The sequence below is a fragment of the Streptosporangium sp. NPDC023615 genome, from assembly GCF_040640155.1.
Classification (GTDB): Bacteria; Actinomycetota; Actinomycetes; order Streptosporangiales; family Streptosporangiaceae; genus Streptosporangium.
The window spans coordinates 42,044-60,391 of sequence record NZ_JBFABE010000028.1 but is presented as its reverse complement, the minus strand read 5'-3'; the positions used below and the strand labels follow the sequence as shown (position 1 = coordinate 60,391).

The 18,348-nt window shown below is 72.4% G+C and carries 15 protein-coding genes; 10 read left to right on the top strand and 5 right to left on the bottom strand.

From position 1 onward, the window contains the following. The first annotated feature begins 81 nt into the window (after positions 1–81). From AB0G16_RS20710 to AB0G16_RS20695, 4 genes are all read left to right on the top strand, one after another. Positions 82–2,154, top strand: coding sequence for an adenylate/guanylate cyclase domain-containing protein (locus AB0G16_RS20710; protein ID WP_362807031.1), 2,073 nt, complete (start codon positions 82–84; stop codon positions 2,152–2,154). 57 nt (positions 2,155–2,211) lie between these two features. Then, positions 2,212–2,880 (top strand): Crp/Fnr family transcriptional regulator, encoded by a 669-nt coding sequence (locus AB0G16_RS20705; RefSeq protein WP_362807028.1) that lies wholly within the window; start codon positions 2,212–2,214, stop codon positions 2,878–2,880. A gap of 217 nt (positions 2,881–3,097) precedes the next feature. Beyond that, positions 3,098–4,573: an MFS transporter gene (locus tag AB0G16_RS20700; RefSeq protein WP_362807026.1), complete on the top strand. Its 1,476-nt coding sequence runs from the start codon at positions 3,098–3,100 to the stop codon at positions 4,571–4,573. Positions 4,574–4,921: 348 nt separating this feature from the next. Then, positions 4,922–5,509, top strand: coding sequence for a hypothetical protein (locus tag AB0G16_RS20695; RefSeq protein WP_362807023.1), 588 nt, complete (start codon positions 4,922–4,924; stop codon positions 5,507–5,509). Between the two features lie 153 nt (positions 5,510–5,662). On the opposite strand, the gene AB0G16_RS20690 is transcribed toward AB0G16_RS20695, so the two are convergent. Next, positions 5,663–7,753: a PhoX family phosphatase gene (locus AB0G16_RS20690; RefSeq protein WP_362807113.1), complete on the bottom strand. Its 2,091-nt coding sequence runs from the start codon at positions 7,751–7,753 to the stop codon at positions 5,663–5,665. Between the two features lie 319 nt (positions 7,754–8,072). Between AB0G16_RS20690 and AB0G16_RS20685 the strand changes: the two genes are divergently transcribed. Then, the gene (locus AB0G16_RS20685) at positions 8,073–8,528 is read left to right on the top strand and encodes a sterol carrier family protein (RefSeq protein WP_362807111.1); all 456 of its coding nucleotides are present in this window, start codon (positions 8,073–8,075) and stop codon (positions 8,526–8,528) included. A 73-nt stretch (positions 8,529–8,601) separates the two neighbouring features. On the opposite strand, the gene AB0G16_RS20680 is transcribed toward AB0G16_RS20685, so the two are convergent. Next, a complete protein-coding gene (locus AB0G16_RS20680; RefSeq protein ID WP_362807020.1) occupies positions 8,602–9,588 on the bottom strand; it encodes a hypothetical protein in 987 nt (328 codons plus the stop codon). 677 nt (positions 9,589–10,265) lie between these two features. Here AB0G16_RS20680 and purF point away from each other — a divergent pair. Together purF and purM are read left to right on the top strand one after the other, a co-directional pair. Continuing rightward, positions 10,266–11,711 (top strand): amidophosphoribosyltransferase, encoded by a 1,446-nt coding sequence (purF, locus tag AB0G16_RS20675; protein WP_362807017.1) that lies wholly within the window; start codon positions 10,266–10,268, stop codon positions 11,709–11,711. A gap of 28 nt (positions 11,712–11,739) precedes the next feature. Next, the gene (gene purM, locus AB0G16_RS20670; RefSeq protein WP_362807014.1) at positions 11,740–12,765 is read left to right on the top strand and encodes a phosphoribosylformylglycinamidine cyclo-ligase; all 1,026 of its coding nucleotides are present in this window, start codon (positions 11,740–11,742) and stop codon (positions 12,763–12,765) included. Between the two features lie 259 nt (positions 12,766–13,024). On the opposite strand, the gene AB0G16_RS20665 is transcribed toward purM, so the two are convergent. Together AB0G16_RS20665 and AB0G16_RS20660 are read right to left on the bottom strand one after the other, a co-directional pair. Beyond that, entirely contained in the window at positions 13,025–13,258 is a 234-nt protein-coding gene (locus AB0G16_RS20665; protein WP_362807011.1) for a DUF3073 domain-containing protein, read from the bottom strand. A gap of 148 nt (positions 13,259–13,406) precedes the next feature. After that, the gene (locus AB0G16_RS20660) at positions 13,407–14,510 is read right to left on the bottom strand and encodes a Glu/Leu/Phe/Val dehydrogenase dimerization domain-containing protein (RefSeq protein ID WP_362807008.1); all 1,104 of its coding nucleotides are present in this window, start codon (positions 14,508–14,510) and stop codon (positions 13,407–13,409) included. Positions 14,511–14,698: 188 nt separating this feature from the next. Here AB0G16_RS20660 and AB0G16_RS20655 point away from each other — a divergent pair, with 188 nt between their 5' ends. Both AB0G16_RS20655 and bldC read left to right on the top strand, forming a co-directional pair. Then, entirely contained in the window at positions 14,699–15,556 is an 858-nt protein-coding gene (locus AB0G16_RS20655) for a hypothetical protein (protein ID WP_362807005.1), read from the top strand. A 318-nt stretch (positions 15,557–15,874) separates the two neighbouring features. Continuing rightward, positions 15,875–16,078, top strand: a complete 204-nt coding sequence (bldC, locus tag AB0G16_RS20650; protein ID WP_013133571.1) for a developmental transcriptional regulator BldC — start codon at positions 15,875–15,877, stop codon at positions 16,076–16,078. Positions 16,079–16,330: 252 nt separating this feature from the next. Here the strand turns inward: bldC and AB0G16_RS20645 are convergent, their stop codons facing one another. Continuing rightward, positions 16,331–17,029, bottom strand: coding sequence for a TetR/AcrR family transcriptional regulator (locus tag AB0G16_RS20645; RefSeq protein WP_362807002.1), 699 nt, complete (start codon positions 17,027–17,029; stop codon positions 16,331–16,333). Positions 17,030–17,272: 243 nt separating this feature from the next. On the opposite strand from AB0G16_RS20645, the gene AB0G16_RS20640 reads away from it, so the two are divergent. Then, positions 17,273–18,253, top strand: a complete 981-nt coding sequence (locus tag AB0G16_RS20640) for a LacI family DNA-binding transcriptional regulator (protein ID WP_362806999.1) — start codon at positions 17,273–17,275, stop codon at positions 18,251–18,253. Positions 18,254–18,348 lie beyond the last annotated feature (95 nt).

The following is an 18,348-nucleotide window of genomic DNA, read 5'->3' as shown; positions in this document are numbered from 1 at the left end:
ACCGTTCGGGGGAACCCCGCCCGCTGGGCGTGGACGGACACCACAGGGAACCGACCGGGTTCTCCAGACGCGGAGGCCACCGTGCCGACCATCGACCCGACAGCCACGGTCACCGAGGACCGTGCCGGACGGGAGCCGTACCTGCCGCCGGCGACGCAGCCGGTCCGCACCCTGGTCTGGGTGTTGCACCTGGCGTTGCCGATGCTCGGGCTCTGGCTGCTGCTGGCCGAGCCGGACCTGAACATCGTGCTGCATCACAACCCCAGCCACTTCTGGCTGATCGTCGCGGTGGCCGGGATCAACCTCGTCCTGGGCCTCATGGTCGGCCAGGCGTCGGCCAGGCGGGCGGACGCCCGGCTGCTGCTCGTCTCCCTGGTCTTCCTCAGCGGCGCCGGGTCGTTCCTGGTGCACGGGCTGACCACGCCGGGCGTCATCCTGGACCTGGACAAGGCCAGCTACGGCTTCGACCTCTCCCACCCGGTGGGATTGATCACGGCCTCGGTGTTCGCGTTCGCCTCGGCGCTGCCGCTGGGCGAGCGGACGGCCTCGGCGGTGATCCGCAACCAGGTGTGGCTGCGCGGCGGGCTCGCCGTCCTGATCGTGGCGTGGGGCGTCGCCTGCCTGGTGCCGGACCTGACCCCGCTGAGCAAGGCGCCGCCCCCCGGCCCCGGGGGCATCGGCCTGGGCGGCGCCGAGTGGATCGGGGTGGCCCTGTTCGTCGCCGCGGCCGCGATGCTGTTCCAGCTGCACCGCAGACGCCCGGCGGTCGTGCTGATCAGCCTGGTCACCGCGTACGCGCTGCTGGCCGAGGCGCTGGTCGCGGGGCTGTCGCACCGCAACTGGCACCTTTCGTGGTGGCTCTGGCACGTGCTGCTGACCACGGCGTTCGTCTTCGTGGCCTACAGCGCCTACCTGAAGTTCCGCCGGGAGGGCAGCAGCGCCGGGCTGTTCGACTCGGTGGCGCTCTCGGCCACGGTCCACCGGATCAGGGCCGACTACGAGGCCGCCCTGGAGGAGCTCGTCGGCCACCTGCGGCGCAGGGAGGAGCGCGTGGACGGCGCGGTCCCCGTCGCGGACAGGCTGGCGGGCAAGTTCGGCCTCACCGAGGCGCAGGCCGCGGTGCTCGACCGGGCGGGCGAGTCGCTGGCCAACGAGCGGGAGCTGACCGAGCGGCTCACCGCGCTGGTGGAGAGCGGGCGGCAGGCCCGCGTGGGCCTGCCGGAGAGCGAGATGCTCTCCCAGAGCCTCGACCGCATCCGGCAGGCGTACGGGGACGTCCGCATCAGGCTGGTCGACAACGGGCGGGTCACGGTCAGCTCCAGGGAGTACGGCCAGGGGGACTTCCCCGGCGACCGGCCGATCCGGCTGGAGGGGAAGATCGTCCACCCGCTGACGGTGAAGGGCAGGCTCGCCGGGGCGCTGGAGGTGCCGCTCGGCAGGACGCCGCAGGACGAGGCGCTCGCCGCCACGCTGGCCGGCCAGCTCTCGCTCTCCCTGGAGAACGCCCGCCTCTACAGCGAGCTGGAGACCCTCTTCCGGCAGTACATGTCGCCGGACGTGGCCCAGTCGCTGCTGGCCGACCCGCAGACCGCCGCGCTCGGCGGCGAGCTGGTCGAGCTGACCGCGCTCTTCGCCGACCTGAAGGGCTTCACGAGTTTCTCCGAGCGGGTGGAACCCGGGGAGATCGTCGAGATGCTCAACCGCTACCACACCGCCGCCGTGCCCATCGTGCTCGGCAACGGCGGCACGATCGTGCAGTTCGTGGGGGACGCGATGCTCGCGCTCTTCAACGCCCCGGCCCGGCAGGCCGACCACGCCCTCGCCGCGGTGCGGGCGGGCCTGGCGATGCAGGAGGCGGCCGAGGAGATCGCCGCGGGAACGCCCGGGTATCCCCGCTTCAGGATCGGCGTCAACACCGGCGAGGCGCTCGTCGGCAACATCGGCAGCCCCGAGCTGCGGGGGTTCAACGCGATGGGCGACTGCGTCAACGTGGCGGCCCGGCTGGAGGGCATCGCCGAGCCGGGCACCGTCGTGATCGGCCAGACCACCCTGGACCTGATCGGTCCCGGGGCCACGACCCGGTCGCTGGGCTGGCTCAACCTCAAGGGGAGGGAGCAACCCGTCCATGCCTATGTGCTCTCCGGACTGTCGTAGAAATACCTTTCGCCGCCCGAGGCGCGAGAGCACAATCGAGAACGCCAGGAGGTGGTCATGACGTCTTCCCCCGAGCCGGGCGAGTTCATCACGAAGCTCACGAGCGAGGAGGTCGCCGACCTGTACGCCGCGGGCCGGCCCAGACGCTGGGACCGGGGCGCGACGATGTGCACCGAGGGGGACGCGTCCGACTGGGTGCTGCTGTTGACGTCGGGCCGGGTCAAGGTGTCCTCGCACACCGCCGCCGGCGGCGAGGTGGTGCTCGCGATCCGCGGGCCCGGCGCGCTGATCGGCGAGTTCGCGGCGATCGACGGGCTGCCCCGGTCCTCCACGGTCACCGCCCTCGAACCCGTCGAGGGGATCACGATCCGCGACTTCCCGGCCTACCTTCAGGACCACGGGCGGGTCGCGGTGCTGCTGATGAAGACGCTGATCGGCAAGATGCGCGACTCCGACCGCAAGCGGATCGAGTACGGCGCGTTCGACACCACCGGCCGCGTGGCCACCCGCCTGATCGAGCTGGCCGAGCGCTACGGCGAACCCTCCGACGGAGGGGTGCGGGTCGCGCTGCCGCTCTCCCAGGACGAGCTGGCCGGTTGGACCGGGGCCTCGCGCGAGGCGGTCAGCAAGGCGCTGCGTTCCCTGCGCGACCGCGGGCTGATCGAGACGGGCCGTCGCCGCGTGGTCGTGCACGACATGGAGGGGTTGCGCAAACGGGCCCGCTGAGGGCGTACGGGAGCCCGCGGCCCGGCCGGCCCGACGGGGGCGACCCGACAGGGGCGACCCGGCCCCGGCGGGGACGACCGGACCAGGCAGGGCCGGACCAGGCGGGGCCGGCCGGACCCGACGGGGGCGACCGGGCCCCGGGCCGGGTGAGAGGGCGCGGGGGCTTCCGGCCGGGCCGGACCAAGATCGACGTACAACGTACGTCAGACTGAGGTTCATGGTCGCAATCCCCCAAGACCTGCCCGGATCCCCCGAATACCTCTCAAAACTCCGCTACGCGTGGCGGGTCTGCTCGGTCACCAGCCTGGGTCTGGTCATGATCGGCATATCCGGCAGCACGCTGAACGTCGCCCTTCCCACCGTGGTCAGGCACTTCCACGCGGACGCGTTCGCGGCCGGCTGGGTGTTGCTGGCCTTCCTGCTCGTCAACACCGCGACGCTGGTGTTCTTCGGCCGGGTGGCCGACCTGATGGGCCGCCGGGAGGTCTACCTGGCGGGGTTCGCCCTGTTCACGCTTGGATCGCTGCTGGCCGGCCTCTCGCCCGGCATCTGGTTCCTGATCGCGATGCGCGCCGTGCAGGCGATCGGGGCCGCGATGATCCTCGCCAACGGAACCGTGATCATCACCGACGCCTTCCCTCCGGACCGGCTCAGCCAGGGCATGGGCGTCTACATCGGCACCCTCTCGGTCGCCCAGCTCGCGGGCCCCACCCTGGGGGGCCTCATCGCCGAGACCGCAGGCTGGCAGTGGATCTTCTGGATGAACGTGCCGGCCGGGGTGATAGCCCTGACCTGGGGCGCGTTCACACTGCGGCGGGTCCCCCGGGGGCCACGCCGGTCGGTGGACGCGGCCGGGAACCTGATCGTGTTCGCCGCCCTGTCCGCGGCCCTGATCGCGCTGTCGGAGGCGGGGTCGCGGGGACTGGCCAGCCCGGTCGTGATCACCGGCGCGGTGATCACGGCGGTGCTGGTCCCGATGCTGGTCGTGGTGGAGCGCCGGGCGGCTCATCCCGTCCTCGACGTGCGGCTGTTCGGCGAGCGCATGCTGGCCTTCGCCAACCTCGCCTCCTTCTGCAACGCGCTGGCCCGCTCGGCGCTGATCCTGCTGGTCGCCCTGTACTTCCAGGCAGCCAGGGGGGTCGACGCCGTCACCGCGGCCCTGGGCGTGCTGCCGGTCCCGATCGGCATGGCCCTCGCCTCCCCGGTCACGGGCGCCCTCGGCCGCCGGATCAAGCCGTACGCGCTCTCGGTGGGCGGTGCCCTGCTGAGCGCCACCGGGCTGGGCGTCCTGCTGCTGAACATCGATCCCGCCACGCCGTACTGGATCATCGGGGCGGGCCTGTTCCTGTGCGGCTGCGGCAGCGGCACCTTCCTGACCGGGAACACCACGCAGGTCATGTCCGCCCTGCCCGCCGGGAGCCTGGGCGTGGTGAACGGCTTCCGATTGATGATCATGAACGTCGGGATCGTGCTGAGCGTCGCCCTCACGCTCAGCGTCCTCACCAGCTCGGTCACGCCCGAGCTGCGCGGGCAGGTGTACGCGGGCACCCTGTCCCGCGTCTCCCCGGTCGCCGTCGAGCAGCTCATGACCGGCTTCAGGAAGACCTACGCCGTCCTGTTCGCCGTCGCCCTGGCCGGGGCCCTGCTGGCCGCCCTCGCCCGCCCCCGCCGCCCGCGGGCCCCCGCGCCCTGACCCGCCCTGGCCCACCCTGGCCCACCCTGGCCCGCCCTGACCGTGTCCCGGCCGTGCCCTGACCGCGTTCTGCCCCCGCCCCGGCCTTGCCCTGAAGGCGGTCGCCCGCGAGCGGTTCCGCACCGCCCGTCCCGTCCCGTGCCGGGGCCGCGAGGCCGGCGTGTTCCCCTCCCGCGCGGCTCCCTCCCCCGTACCGGTCCGACCGGCATAATCGAGACGGCCGGCCGGGCCGGACGACGGCCCGATCCCGGACCGGCGTCCCGAGCCCGTCCCGCCCCGCTCCCGCCGAACCCGCGTCGCGCCGTCCGGCGGGTACGCCACCGTCCGCGTGCCCGGCAGGAGGAGCACATGCGTTCCGTGACATCGATGGTGACGGCCGCCGTCCTGGTGATGGGGCCGGGCCTCCCGGCCGGGCGGGACGCCGCCCTCACCCCCGTACCGCGCGCCACGACCTCCCCCGTCGTTCCCGCCGGGCCGGCGGTCGCGACGGGCGTCACGGCGGGCATCGGCGTCACGGCGGGGACGGCTGCCACGGGGTCCTCCGGGGGAGGCGGCGACACGATCCCGTCGGCGTTGAGGAACGTCACGTCACTCCGCGTCCTGCCCCGTCGGCCCCGCCAGGCCGGCCACGTCCGGGTGTTCGTGCACTGCCCTCCCGCGTCGAATCACGCGATCATCGGCTCCACCGCGTTCACCCTCAAGGGGTCGAGGCGCCTCTACCGGGAGGTGGGTCTCGGCCTGTCGGAAAGGGGCCTGGGACACCGCGCCGTGTCCATCTCCTACTCCGCCCTGCCGGGCCGCCACGGGGCCTGCCTGACGTGCGTGAAGGTCACGGTGGACCCCGGGACCCGCGTCCGGCGGATCCGGGTGATCGGCCGGGACTCCGCTCCCTTGCGCGTGCGGAGATTCGGCCTCCGCCAGTTCTTCGACCGGTGATCCGGATCCGTCCCGGCCGGTGATCTCCGATCCTGCAGGCCTCCCGGCACGGCCGGACCCCGCTCCTGGCCGCCCGGGAGGGGGCGAGGAGCGGGGCCGTTCCCGCGAGTGGCGATCGGGCTCGGGAGCCGGTCCCTTTCGGGATGACCGGGATCAGGAGCCGATCTTGCCGCCCCTGGCGTGCCAGGCGACCACCACGGACGGGCGGGGCTGGGAGGTCCCGCCGTCGGGCCAGTGGCTGCTCGGGTTCTCGACGCTGGCGCCGTCGGTCTCACCGGGGTGCTGCACGGCGACGAAGACGCTGCGCTGGTCCGCGCTGACCAGCGGGCCGCAGGTCTCCGCGCCGACCGGCATGCTCATGAACTGCTTCAGGTGCCCGCGCTCGCGCCCCTGGACCGGCATGGCGAACAGGCCGTCGTGGGCGCCGAGCTGGCTGCCGTCGGTGGAGATCCACAGGTTGCCGTCGGCGTCGAAGGCGACGTTGTCCGGGCAGGAGATCGGCGAGACCTGGGACTTGTCGAACCCGGAGAAGTAGGTCGCGGGGTCGTTCGGGTCGCCGCAGACCAGCGGCAGCCACCAGGAGAAGGTGGTGGCACCGGCGTCGTTGCGCCGCTCGACGATCTCCAGGACGTGGCCGTGCTTGTTGGCCGGGCGCGGGTTGGCCTCGTCCACCTGGGCCGGGGTCCGGTTGGAGTTGTTGGTCAGCGCCACGTACACGCCGCCGGTGACGGGGTTGCGCTCCACGTCCTCGGGACGGTCCATCTTGGTCGCCCCGACCTTGTCGGCCGCGATCCGCGTGTGGACGAGCACCTCGGCGGCCGTCATGCCGGGCACGTGCGAGACGTTGCCGGTGACCAGCGGGATCCACGTGCCGGAGCCGTCGAACCGCCCGTCGGCCGGGAGCCTGCCGGTGCCGTCGATCTCCGCGGCCGGGCTGTCGCCGGTGAAGCGGGCCACGTACAGCGTGCCGTCGTCCAGCAGCGTCCGGTTGTGCCGGTCGAAGCCGGGGACGTAGCGCTTCCTGGACACGAACTTGTACACGTACTCGAACCGCGAGTCGTCGCCCATGTAGGCCACCACCCGGCCGTCGGCGGCCAGGGAGGTGGTGGCGCCCTCGTGACACATCCTGCCCAGGGCGGTGCGCTTGATCGGGGTGGAGTCGGGGTCGAACGGGTCGATCTCCACGATCCAGCCGGTGCGGTTGATCTCGTTGGGGTGCTTGGCCAGGTCGAAGCGCTCCTCGATCCGGTCGAACCGGCGGTTGCCGCTCGGGATCGCGCTGGTGGTGTTCACCGCGTACCGGGCCAGGAAGGGCTTCTGGGCCTCGGGCACGGCGGTGCCGTTGACGAAGTACTGGTTGAAGTTCTCCTCGCCGCTGAGCACCGTGCCCCACGGCGTGGTGCCGCCCGCGCAGTTGTTCAGCATGCCGACCGGCCTGGTACCCGCCGGGTCGGCGGCGGTCCTGAGCAGGGCGCTCCCGGCCGCCGGGCCGGTGAACCTCATCGGGGTGTGCACGGTGATGCGGCGGTTGTAGCGGCGGGCACCCCGGGTGACCAGCCTCCACTGGCCGGTGGAGCCCACCCGCTCGATCTCGACCACCGAGCCGCCGTGGGCGGCCATCCCGATCCTGATCTGCTCCTCGGTCGCGGCGGTGCCGTCGGTGTAGCCGCGGAACATCAGGTTCTCGTCGGTGTACTCGTGGTTGACCCACAGCAGGCCGCGCCGGTTCCCCATGGGGAAGAGCGTCACGTAGTCGCAGTTGTAGCCGAACTGGGCGGCCTGGGCCTTGGCCGTCTGGTTGTCGACGTCGAACGCGGGGGCGCCCGGCAGCACCGGGTCCCCCCAGCGCACCACGGGCGCCGACAGGTATCCCTGGGGAACCGTCACCCTGTCCTCGGTGTTGGGCGCGATGGCGGTGAAGCGGAGACCGCCCCTGCCCTGGTGACCGTGTCCATGCCCCTGGCCGTGACCACCACCCGGCCGGCGGGCGTCCACGTCCGGGTCGGCGGCGGCGGGGCCTGCCACGCCGACGCCCACTCCGGCGACGAGCGCGCCCAGGGCGCCGGCGCGCAGCATGCCCCGGCGGCTCACGGCCTCGGCGACCACGTCGCCGAAGTAGGCGTTGTCGCTGGTGTTCACAACGTCGTGGGCGCACTGGTCACCGCAGCGGAACCGGCAGGTGAGCGCGCTGCGCCCACCCTTGTGCGGGCTCGTGAGCAGGGGGAGCAGTCTGCGCGGCGCCATGTTCGCCACAGGGTCCTCCAAGAAAGGGCGAGGTGGTACGGGCCGGGACGCTACGCGGGCCGGCCGAACCGGAGGCGAACGACGCCTGCCCGGAAGATGAACCGTTCACCGGAAAAGGGCTGCTCAGAAGGGATCTTGAGTCCGATCCGGGGCGGCTCGACTCGCTCCGGGCCGGGGCGAGCCGGGGCGGACCGGCGGGGCAGGGGCGGTGGGACCGGCAGGGCCGGGGTCGGTAGGGCTGAGCCGGCAGATGCGGCCGAGCGGCCAGGGCCGGCAGGACGGGCGCTCCGTGCCCGCTTCGGCCGCCCGCGCGGGCATCATGGGGGACGTGCCACCTCACAAGCCCGACGCCGCCAAGGTCCGCGCCGCCCTCGACACGCAGCTCAGCGCTCTCGACGAGCCTCCCTACGACGGTCCCGGAGGGCTCGCGGCCCTGCTGGGAGCCTGCGTGAGCGTGGTGTCCCGGGCCTTCGAACGACAGGTCCGGCCGGAGCGGGAGATCACCCGCTTCGCCGTACGGCACCTGCTGGACGAGCTGGCGACCGCCGCCCCGGGCCGGACCGTCGAGGTGCGGGTCCCTCCCTACGCGGCGGTGCAGTGCGTGGAGGGACCCCGGCACACCCGCGGTACCCCGCCCAACGTGGTGGAGACCGACGCGCGTACCTGGCTGGAGCTCGCCACCGGTCGCCTGACCTGGGCGGAGGCGATGGCGGGCGGGAAGGTGGCGGCGAGCGGAGCGCGGGCCGACCTGTCGGACCACCTGCCCCTGCGCTGACCGTCCCGTACGCCGGGACGGCCAGGCGTGGTCACGACACGCCCGGACCTGGCCGGGGCACGGTCAGGGACGGTCAGGGCGCGGGGCGCACCTGGACGCCGAACCTCTCCTCGATGCAGCGCTGCTGCAGCTCCTGGGGCAGGTTCACGCAGTCGCCGACCTTGTTGTAGAGCCAGTTCACCAGGACCGCGGCGAGCAGCAGGGTGAGGACGCTCAGCACGATGCCCACCCAGGCCCGGCCCGGATTGGACCGCTTGACCAGCGCGACGATGCCCAGGACCAGGCCGACGATCGCCACCAGTACGCCGAGACCGCAGACGACCAGCAGGAACAGGGACACGATCCCGAGCACGAGCGTGGCGGTGCCCAGCCCTCCGCCCGGCTTGCGCCCGTCACCCGGGTGCCGCGGGTAGGGCTGGTCCGGATAGCCGGGAGCCGAGTACGCCGTGCCGCCCTGGGCCGGCTGGTAGGGACCGGCCCCCGACGGGACCTGCGCGCCGGGCTCGCCGTAGGACTGCCCGTGCTGGTCGCCGTACCCGGGCTGCCCTGGCTGCCCTGGCTGGCCGCCGTATCCGGGCTGCCCGGACCCGGTCTGTCCGGTTTGATCGCCGTATCCGGGCTGCCCGGCCTGGCCCCCGTATCCCGGCTGTCCACCCTGGACGGGTTGCCCGCCGTACCCCGGCTGTCCGCCCTGAGCGGGCTGCCCCCCGTAACCGGGCTGTCCCCCCTGCCCCTGATGTCCCGGCTGCTCCCCATGGCTGGACTGCTCGCCGTATCCGGACTGCCCGGACCGGCCGCCGTACTCGGGCTGCCCGCCTCGGCCGGGTTGATCCGCCTGCCCGGGTGTCTCCCACCGGCCCGGCTGCCCGGACCGGTCGGGCTGCCAGGACTCTCCGGACGACGTCGGCGGGTCGTACCGCGAGGGCGTGGTGGGGGCGACGGGCTCCGCCCCGGGCCGGTCCGGTGCGCCCGAGGTCCCCGAGGCGCTCTCCCAGCCGGGATAGGCGGCCGGCGTGCCGCCCGGGACCGGGTGGGAGGGCTCTCCCCGGCCCCCGGTCATGGGCGTCCCACCCCCCGCCGCCCCGGAAGCCGCCCCGGAAGCGACCTCGGAACCAAAGCCTCCCGAGCCGGAGACACCCGGGCCGGAACCCTCCGAACCGGAGATCCCCGAACCGAAGCCCTCCGAACCGGAGGACGCCGGGCCGGAGGACGCCGGGCCCGTGGCTCGCGAACCGGCCACCTGGTCCGGGTCGGGCACCTCCGGCGCGGCCGGCGCGTCCGGATGGCGCGGCAGGCGCGGTTCCTCGGGAACCGACGGCGAGGGCCAGGAGGGGGTCTCGTCCGGGTCGGGCCGGGAGGGGAGCGGCGAGGTGGGCGGGTCGTCGGGGTCGAAGGGGGTCGACCCACCAGGCTCACCGGAGCCACCGGAGCCACCGGGGCCGCCGGGAGGGGAACCCGGCCTGGTGTCCGCGACCTCCCCGGCCGGCCGCTCCGTGGCGGCCCCTTCCTGATCCGGACGCCTGTCGCGGGGGTCGCGCCGCGGGTCGGGTTCGTTCGGGTCCACAGGTGTTGTCACGTCTCTTCTCCCGACGCTCGGGCAAGGCGGATATCTCAGAATCCCCCGCTCCTCGCCCGCCAAACAGGCTGACACGGCAAAACGGCGATGACCCTTCGGTCATGGTGTGACATGCCGCGGAACGGACCCTGGGGTGCGAGCAGGGAAGAAGCCGACCTAGAATGAAGCATGTGCTGAAGGGCGACGGCCATCTGAGCCATGACCTTGATCCCCACGACCTGCCTCCGAAGGACGCATGTGGCGTCTTCGGCGTCTGGGCCCCCGGGGAAGAAGTCTCCAAACTCACCTACTACGGGCTGTACGCGTTGCAGCACCGCGGCCAGGAGTCCGCGGGCATCGCGGTCAGCGAAGGCAGCAGGATCCTCGTCTACAAGGACATGGGCCTGGTGGCCCAGGTCTTCGACGAGTCCGTGCTCGGGACCCTCCGCGGCCACCTGGCGATCGGCCACTGCCGCTACTCGACCACCGGCTCCAGTGTCTGGGAGAACGCTCAGCCCACGCTGAGCTCGACCGAGGACGGCGGGCTCGCGCTCGCCCACAACGGCAACCTGATCAACACCCCCGAGCTGTCCCGGCGGCTGGCCCCGGGCTCGACCCGGGCGACCACCGACACCGAGGTGCTGGCGTCGCTGCTGGCCCAGGATCGCGGCCGCTCCGTCGACGACTCCGCCGCGGAGATCCTCCCGCAGGTGAGGGGCGCCTACTCGCTCGTCTTCATGGACGAGAAGACGCTGTACGCGGCCCGCGACCCGCAGGGCGTGCGCCCGCTGGTCCTGGGGCGCCTGGAGCGTGGCTGGGCGGTCGCCTCCGAGACCGCGGCCCTGGACATCGTGGGCGCCACGTTCGTCCGCGAGATCGAGCCCGGCGAGCTGATCACCATCGACGAGCGCGGCGTGCGCTCGCGCAGGTTCGCCCTCGCCGAGCCCAAGGGCTGCCTGTTCGAGTACGTCTACCTGGCCCGCCCGGACACCACGATCGCCGGGCGCGGCGTGCAGACCACCCGCGTCGAGGTCGGCCGGGTGCTGGCCCGCGAGCACCCGGTCGAGGCCGACCTGGTCATCCCCACGCCCGAGTCGGGCACCCCCGCCGCCGTCGGCTACGCCGAGGAGAGCGGGATCCCGTACGGGCAGGGGCTCGTCAAGAACTCCTACGTGGGCCGGACCTTCATCCAGCCGTCCCAGACGATCCGCCAGCTCGGCATCCGCCTGAAGCTCAACCCGCTGAAGGAGGTCGTCGCGGGCAAGCGCCTGGTGGTCGTGGACGACTCGATCGTGCGGGGCAACACGCAGCGGGCGATCGTCAAGATGCTCCGCGAGGCCGGCGCGGTCGAGGTCCACGTCCGCATCTCCTCCCCGCCGGTGAGCTGGCCCTGCTTCTACGGCATCGACTTCGCGACCCGGGCCGAGCTGATCGCCGGCTCGCTGAGCGTGGAGGAGATCCGCGCCTCGCTGGGCGCCGACTCCCTGGGCTACATCTCGCTGGAGGGCCTGACCGCGGCCACCACGATCCCGGCCGACCGGCTCTGCCGGGCCTGCTTCGACGGGAACTACCCGATCGCCATCGACCAGGACAACGTGGGCAAGTACGTGCTGGAGGCCAAGCTGTGAGCGCCGCCCGCCCCGGAGGAGAGACCCGATGACCAGCTACGCGACCGCCGGGGTGGACATCGAGGCGGGCGAGCGCGCCGTCGAGCTGATGAAGTCGAGGGTCGCGCGGGCACGCCGGCCCGAGGTGGTGGACGACCCCAGCGGCTTCGCCGGGCTCTTCGACGCCTCGGCCCTGCTGTCGTACCGGCGCCCGCTGCTCACGAGCTCCACCGACGGCGTCGGCACCAAGGTCATGCTGGCCCAGCGCCTGGACCGGCACGACACGATCGGGATCGACCTGGTCGGCATGGTCGTCGACGACCTGGTCGTCTGCGGTGCCGAGCCGCTCTTCATGACCGACTACATCGCCTGCGGCAAGGTCGTTCCCGAGCGGATCGCCGAGATCGTGGGCGGCGTCGCCGAGGGCTGCCGGCTGGCGGGCTGCGCGCTGATCGGCGGCGAGACGGCCGAGCACCCCGGGGCCATGGGCGCCGGCGAGTACGACCTGGCGGGGGCCGCCACCGGCGTGGTGGAGGCCGACGCGATGCTCGGCGGGCACCGGGTCCGCGAGGGCGACGTGGTCCTCGCGCTGGCCTCCTCGGGCGTGCACTCCAACGGCTACTCGCTGGTCCGGCACATCATCGCGAGCGCCGGCCTCTCGCTGGAGGCCGAGGTGGCCGAGCTGGGCCGGACGCTGGGCGAGGAGCTGCTGGAGCCGACCAGGATCTACTCGCTCGACTGCCTGGAGCTGGCCCGCTCGGTCGAGGTCCACGCGTACGCGCACATCACCGGCGGCGGCCTGGCGGGCAACCTGTCCCGCTCGCTGCCGTCCGGGCTGGACGCGGTCCTGGACCGCTCGTCGTGGACGCCCCCGGCCGTCTTCGAGGTCCTCGCCGGGCACGGCGGGGTGAGCCGGGACGACATGGACCGGACGTTCAACCTGGGGGTGGGCATGGCGGCGATCGTCCCGGCGGACGCCGTGGACGCGGCCCTGGCGCTGCTCGGCGGGCGGGACCTGCCGGCCTGGGTGCTGGGAGAGGTCGTCCCGGGCGCCGGCGAGGCGCGCTTCCGCTGACGTGCGGCCCGCCCCCGGCGGGCCGTCCGGCACCGGCCGGCGCGGGACGGGCGCGAGGACGCGCCCGCGGAGAGCACGCCCGGCGGGGAGAGCACGTCCGCCGGGGTGAGCGCGCCCGGGTACGACGAAAGGCGCTCCGGATGCCCGGAGCGCCCTGTGCCGCCGACGCCCGGCGAGACGCCGGCGGGGCCCGACGAGAAGAACACCCGGTGGCCGTTCACCACCGGGTGTCCGCACTCGTCGTCGATCTGGAGGCCGCCTAGCGGCGGCCGGAGGGCCCGTCGTCGCGGTCGTCGCCGCCGCCGAAGTCGTCGGCGTAGTCGGCGTACCGCTCCGCCAGCTCGTCGTAGGCGTCGTTGGAGTCGTCGTCGTGGTTGGAGTCGTCTCTGACTCCGAGCTCGTCGCGAAGACGCTCAAGATCAGTGCCACCGCTGTTGTACTTCAGCTGGCGAGCAACCTTGACCTGCTTGGCCTTTGCTCGGCCGCGCCCCATTGGCTCGACCCCCTCGTGTGGGGTCGTGCCCGACCCCTCGTCGCTAACGCACCACGCGCTGACGCACCTGACTTGAGCGTCAGCTCTCGTTCGCCTACAACCGTACCCGTTTTACGCCCGGCTCGGTACGCCGTATGGGCGTGAGGGGCTAGTGGCCTAGCCAAATGCCCCTGATTCGCCCGACTTCCGACATTCTGCGCTCGGCTAGCCTATCGGCTGCGACGGCCGGAGGTACGCCATCCTCCGCCGCGCTGGAGAAGATCTTGAGAGTCGTGTCGTAGATCTGGGTGGCCTTTGCCCGCGCCCGGTCCATGTTGAAGCCCTCGATCTCGTCGGCGACCTGGATCACCCCTCCGGCGTTGACCACGTAGTCGGGCGCGTAGAGGACGCCGCGGTCGGCGAGCTGCTTCTCCACACCCGGGTGGGCGAGCTGGTTGTTGGCCCCGCCGCAGACGACCGTGGCGCTCAGGCGGGCCACGGTCTCGTCGTCCAGCGCCCCGCCGAGGGCGCACGGCGCGTAGACGTCGAGGGCGGAGGAGGTCAGCTCCAGCCGGTCGGCGACCACCTGGACGTGCGGGTGGCGCCGGACGAGCCGTTCCGTGGCCGCCTCGCTCACGTCGCAGATCACGACCTCGGCCCCGTCCTCGACGAGGTGGTCGACCAGGCGGTTGCCCACCTTGCCCACCCCCTCCACGCCGACCCGCCTGCCGCGCAGCGTCGGGGCGCCCCAGGAGTGCCCGGCGGCGGCGCGCATGCCCTGGAACACGCCGTACGCGGTCAGGATCGACGAGTCGCCTGCCCCGCCGTGGGCCGGCGTGCGGCCGGTCACGTAGGAGCTCTCGCGGGCCACGATGTCCATGTCCTCGCTGAAGGTGCCGACGTCGCACGCGGTGAAGTAGCGGCCCCCCAGCGACTGGACGAAGCGGCCGTAGGCGCGCAGCAGCGCCTCGCTCTTGTCCGTGGCCGGATCACCGATGATCACGGCCTTGCCCCCGCCGAGGTCGAGCCCGGCGAGGGCGTTCTTGTAGGCCATCGCCCGGGACAGGTTGAGCACGTCCGCCAGCGCGGCCTGCTCGCTCTCGTACGGGTAGAACCTGGTCCCGCCCAGGGCGGGGCCCAGGGCGGTGTTGTGGATGGCGATGATCGCGCGCAGGCCGCTGCGCTCATCGGAGCAGAAGACGACCTGCTCGTGTCTGGTCTGGCCGGTTACCGGGCCCGCGTCCTTGTGGGACAGCCCGAAGACGTCGGTCACTGTGGTGACTCCCAGTCGTCCGTTACCACCGCACCGTCGCGGCGGAGATCACCCTCAGCGTAACCACCCGGCTGCGGTGCGACGATTCCCGCACGGTCCCGTCTCAGTGACCGAGACGACGCCCGCCGATGACCGCCGGAGACCGCCGGTTACGGACAACGGCCCGTGCTTCGTGACACGATGCCGTCGTGCTGCCCTACGCCGCTTACCTCCGCGTCTACGAACCGCTCGTCGCGTTCGCCCCGGCGGAGCGCGCCTCCTGGGCCGCCTACGCCGAGGCGACCGACCGTCCGCGCCGGGCGGGCGCCCTGCACGCCGAGCACGGGGAGGCGGTGCGCCGCCTCCTCGGGGTCCCCCCGGCGCCCGCACCGGCCCAGGAGAGCCCCAACGCCTATCTGAGGCGCGTCGAGGACGTCCTGTACGTCTGCCCCTGGCAGAGCAGGCTGCGGTCGTGGCTGGCCTTCTCACGCTTCCGGGGCTCGACCCCGCCCAAGCTGATGGAGCGGTTCGTCCCGGCCGCGGTGGCCGCCCGGACGGCCGACGACTTCGACCGGTTCAAGCGCCGCACCGACTCGGCCGCGCTGCGCACCCACATCCGCGGCTCCACCTGGCACGTTCCGACCTCGTGGTTCGTGCCCTTCGACGGCAACGAGCGCTGGCTGGTCATCGACGGGCCCGGCGACCAGAAAGGCACCACCACCACGCGCAACCTGATCTACGTCACGTCCATGGCCCACGCCCGGCGCCGCACCGCCCGCGCCCTGCAGATCATCAGGAGGCAGGTGGGCGAGGTCCCGGTCACCGGCGAGGTGGAGGACGTGGCGCGCTGGCTGGAGGAGTTCCACCCCCACTCGCTGGTCGAGCTCGACTACGGGGGCATCGTCAACCTGATGGACGACGAGACGCTCCAGGCCGACGAGTCGGTGGCGGAGCTCGCGGCGGCACTGACGGGTCTGGAAAAAGGCGAGGAAGAACTGGCTTTCGCCATGTATCAGCGCGTGATCCTCCGCTGGAGATCAATACAACTTCTCGAATCAGCAAACTGAGTCGCAAATCCCCCCTTCGACCTGCGTAAGTAGATCCGTCGATGACCGGGGATGCACCTACGAACTGAGTAGTTTGCCGTTTTCACTGCGATACCACGAAACGTGTCGCTAGAATCACCGAGCGTGACAACAACACGTGCACAAGAGAGATGAGTCGCTCAAAGACTCGCCAATCGCTCTACGTGGCTGTATGGTCACATCGGGTGATGCCGCATATGGCCCAAACAGCCGCACGCATGGGCCATAGGCGGACATCCGTGACAAGCGTCAAGTCGCAGGATCGCTGTCGCCGGTCCACATGGAGGAGAGGCCGCACAAATGTCAGCTCGTACACCCGAGGCAGAGCCGCTGCTCACCCCGGCGGAGGTCGCAACCATGTTCCGGGTCGATCCCAAGACCGTGACCCGGTGGGCGAAGGCGGGCAAGTTGACGTCCATCCGCACCCTGGGTGGGCACCGCCGTTACCGGGAGACCGAGGTCCGCGCGCTGCTGGCGGGGATTCCGCAACAGCGCTCAGAGTAAGACGGGGGCCGTTACCGACCTAGGGGGATCGGTCGCGCTCACCCCGTGAGCGCGCAGGCCACAGATTCGTGGGGAGCGGCGCCGCCCGCCCGGCGCCGCCCCGGCAGCACACCGTGCCACCGACCCGGCATCGCGTCGTGTCGCCGCCCCGGGCGGCACCCCGTGCGCCGCGTCGTCGTCGCACCGTGGCGTCGTACCGCGGCCACCGCCCCGGCGGCACGCCGTGCCGGAGAGCCGCGTGCCGCCCGGAGATCAGCCGGGCAGGTCCGACCGGTCCGGCTCCAGACCGGCCAGGAGGTCGGCGACCTGCGCGTCGTGCCGGGCCGCCGCCCGGAGCAGGGCCACCATGTGATCGATCAGCAGGTGCTCCAGCGCGGGCCGCTCGACGTCGCGGTGTTCCAGCCAGTCAAGACCGGCGGTCTCGACCGAGGCGATCCAGGAACGCAACGTGATGCGGAGCACCGGGCCCGGCTCCTCGACCCGCATCTGCTTCATGACCAGGCGGAACAGCCGCTGCCTGACGGAGTCGACGATCTCGCCGATCTCGCCGCTGCGGTTGGCGGGGCCCCCCTTGAGCAGCGCGGCGAAGCCCGCGGCGTGCTCCTCGACGAAGTCGAAGTAGCGGGTCAGGCCCCCCGCCAGCCTCTCCAGCGGGCGCCCGTCCTGCTGCGGCCGCAACAGCGCCTCCAACTGGGCCGCGGCGCTCTTCAGGGCGGCGACGTAGAGCTCCTGCTTGCCGCCGAAGTAGTGGTAGACCAGGGCACGGGACGCGCCCGCCGCGGAGGCCACGTCGTCGATCGACACGTCCTCGGCGTCACGGCGGCTGAACAGCTCCAGGGCCGCCGCCATGAGCTCCTCGCGACGCCGGTCCACGCTGAGCCTGCGCCGCGCCGGCCGCGCGTCGCCCGCCGCATGTTTCGCCTGCTCGGCGGCTCCGGATGTCGAACCCACACCGTGCAGACTAGCGGAGTCGACACGCGCGGCGGTGTGGTCAAGATCGGAGTTCCCTCACCGCGAGGCCGTACCCCATTCGGAACTCGATCGTTTTGAGTGACAGGTGCCCATCCACCATCCCGGGGGAGAGCCATGTCAGGACCGCCGGTCAACACCACCGTCACCCGAGCCCGCGAGTTCACCGAGCCCGTCTTGTCCGACGGGGGCGGGGGGCCACGCCCGAGACCAACGATCCGCAACGTGGCCGAACGAGCCGGTGTCTCCAAATCACTGGTCTCGCTCGTACTGCGCGGCTCGCCGCACGTCAGCGAGCACCGCCGCCAGGCCGTGCTCCAGGCCGCCAGAGACCTCGGCTACCGGCCCAACGCGGTCGCGCGCAGCCTGGTCGAGGGCCGTACCCACCTGGTCGGGGCGCTCGTCGCCGACCTGCACAACCCGTTCTACGCCGAGTTCCTGGACGGCCTGCAGGAGAGCCTGCACGGCGACGGGCTGAGGCTCCTCATCGGCAACAGCCAGTGGGACCCCGCCTTCGAGGACGAGGCGGTCGAGGCCTTCCTCGAACTGCGCGTCGACGGGCTCGTCCTGCTCGGCATCGCGCCCACCAGCGGCACGCTCGTCGAGGCCACCGGGTACACCCCCACGGTCGTGGTGGGCGAACGCGACATCGACCTCGGCGGCGTGGACATCGTCGTCGACGACGACCAGCTCGGTGCCCGCCTGGCCGTCGACCACCTGGTGGAGCTCGGCCACCGCAGGATCGCCCACATCGAGGCGACCGGCATCTCCTGCGGGCGCTTCCGCTGCGAGGGCTACCTGGTCGCGATGCGCAGGCACTCCCTGGCGCCGTACATCATGGTCGAGGAGGGCGAGCCCAGCGAGGAGGGTGGCGCGCGCGCCGCGCACAGCCTGCTCACCCGCGACCCCCGTCCCACGGCGATCTTCGCCGCCAACGACCTGGTGGCCATGGGCGTCCTGTCCGCCGCGGCGGAACTGGGCCTCAAGGTCCCCGAGGACCTGTCGGTCGTCGGGTACGACAACATCCGCAGCGCCGGGACACAGCCGATCTCGCTGACCACCGTCGACCAGCCGCGCCGTGCCATGGGGCGTTCCGCCGCCGCCCTGCTGCACGACCGGATCGGCGACCCGGGCAAGGCCTCGCGCCTGCGGCAGGTCGCGCCGGAGCTGGTCGTCCGGCGCAGCACGAGCCCCATCCCGGGGTAAGCGGCCTGCCTGGAGCGTTACAGCACGCCCAGGCAGGCCCCATGCCCTCCTCAAATCCGGGTCAACATCCCGGACGGCGGCGCGTCGCCGGTGTT

Excerpts from the sequence above, each read along its gene's own strand:
- AB0G16_RS20690 (WP_362807113.1), bottom strand. The coding sequence starts at position 7,753 with ATGGCGCCGCGCAGACTGCTCCCCCTGCTCACGAGCCCGCACAAGGGT.
- AB0G16_RS20680 (WP_362807020.1), bottom strand. The coding sequence starts at position 9,588 with ATGACCGGGGGCCGGGGAGAGCCCTCCCACCCGGTCCCGGGCGGCACG.
- AB0G16_RS20700 (WP_362807026.1), top strand. The coding sequence starts at position 3,098 with ATGGTCGCAATCCCCCAAGACCTGCCCGGATCCCCCGAATACCTCTCA.
- bldC (WP_013133571.1), top strand. The coding sequence starts at position 15,875 with ATGTCAGCTCGTACACCCGAGGCAGAGCCGCTGCTCACCCCGGCGGAG.
- purM (WP_362807014.1), top strand. The coding sequence starts at position 11,740 with ATGACCAGCTACGCGACCGCCGGGGTGGACATCGAGGCGGGCGAGCGC.
- AB0G16_RS20705 (WP_362807028.1), top strand. The coding sequence starts at position 2,212 with ATGACGTCTTCCCCCGAGCCGGGCGAGTTCATCACGAAGCTCACGAGC.
- AB0G16_RS20665 (WP_362807011.1), bottom strand. The coding sequence starts at position 13,258 with ATGGGGCGCGGCCGAGCAAAGGCCAAGCAGGTCAAGGTTGCTCGCCAG.
- AB0G16_RS20685 (WP_362807111.1), top strand. The coding sequence starts at position 8,073 with ATGGGGGACGTGCCACCTCACAAGCCCGACGCCGCCAAGGTCCGCGCC.
- AB0G16_RS20695 (WP_362807023.1), top strand. The coding sequence starts at position 4,922 with ATGCGTTCCGTGACATCGATGGTGACGGCCGCCGTCCTGGTGATGGGG.
- purF (WP_362807017.1), top strand. The coding sequence starts at position 10,266 with ATGAAGCATGTGCTGAAGGGCGACGGCCATCTGAGCCATGACCTTGAT.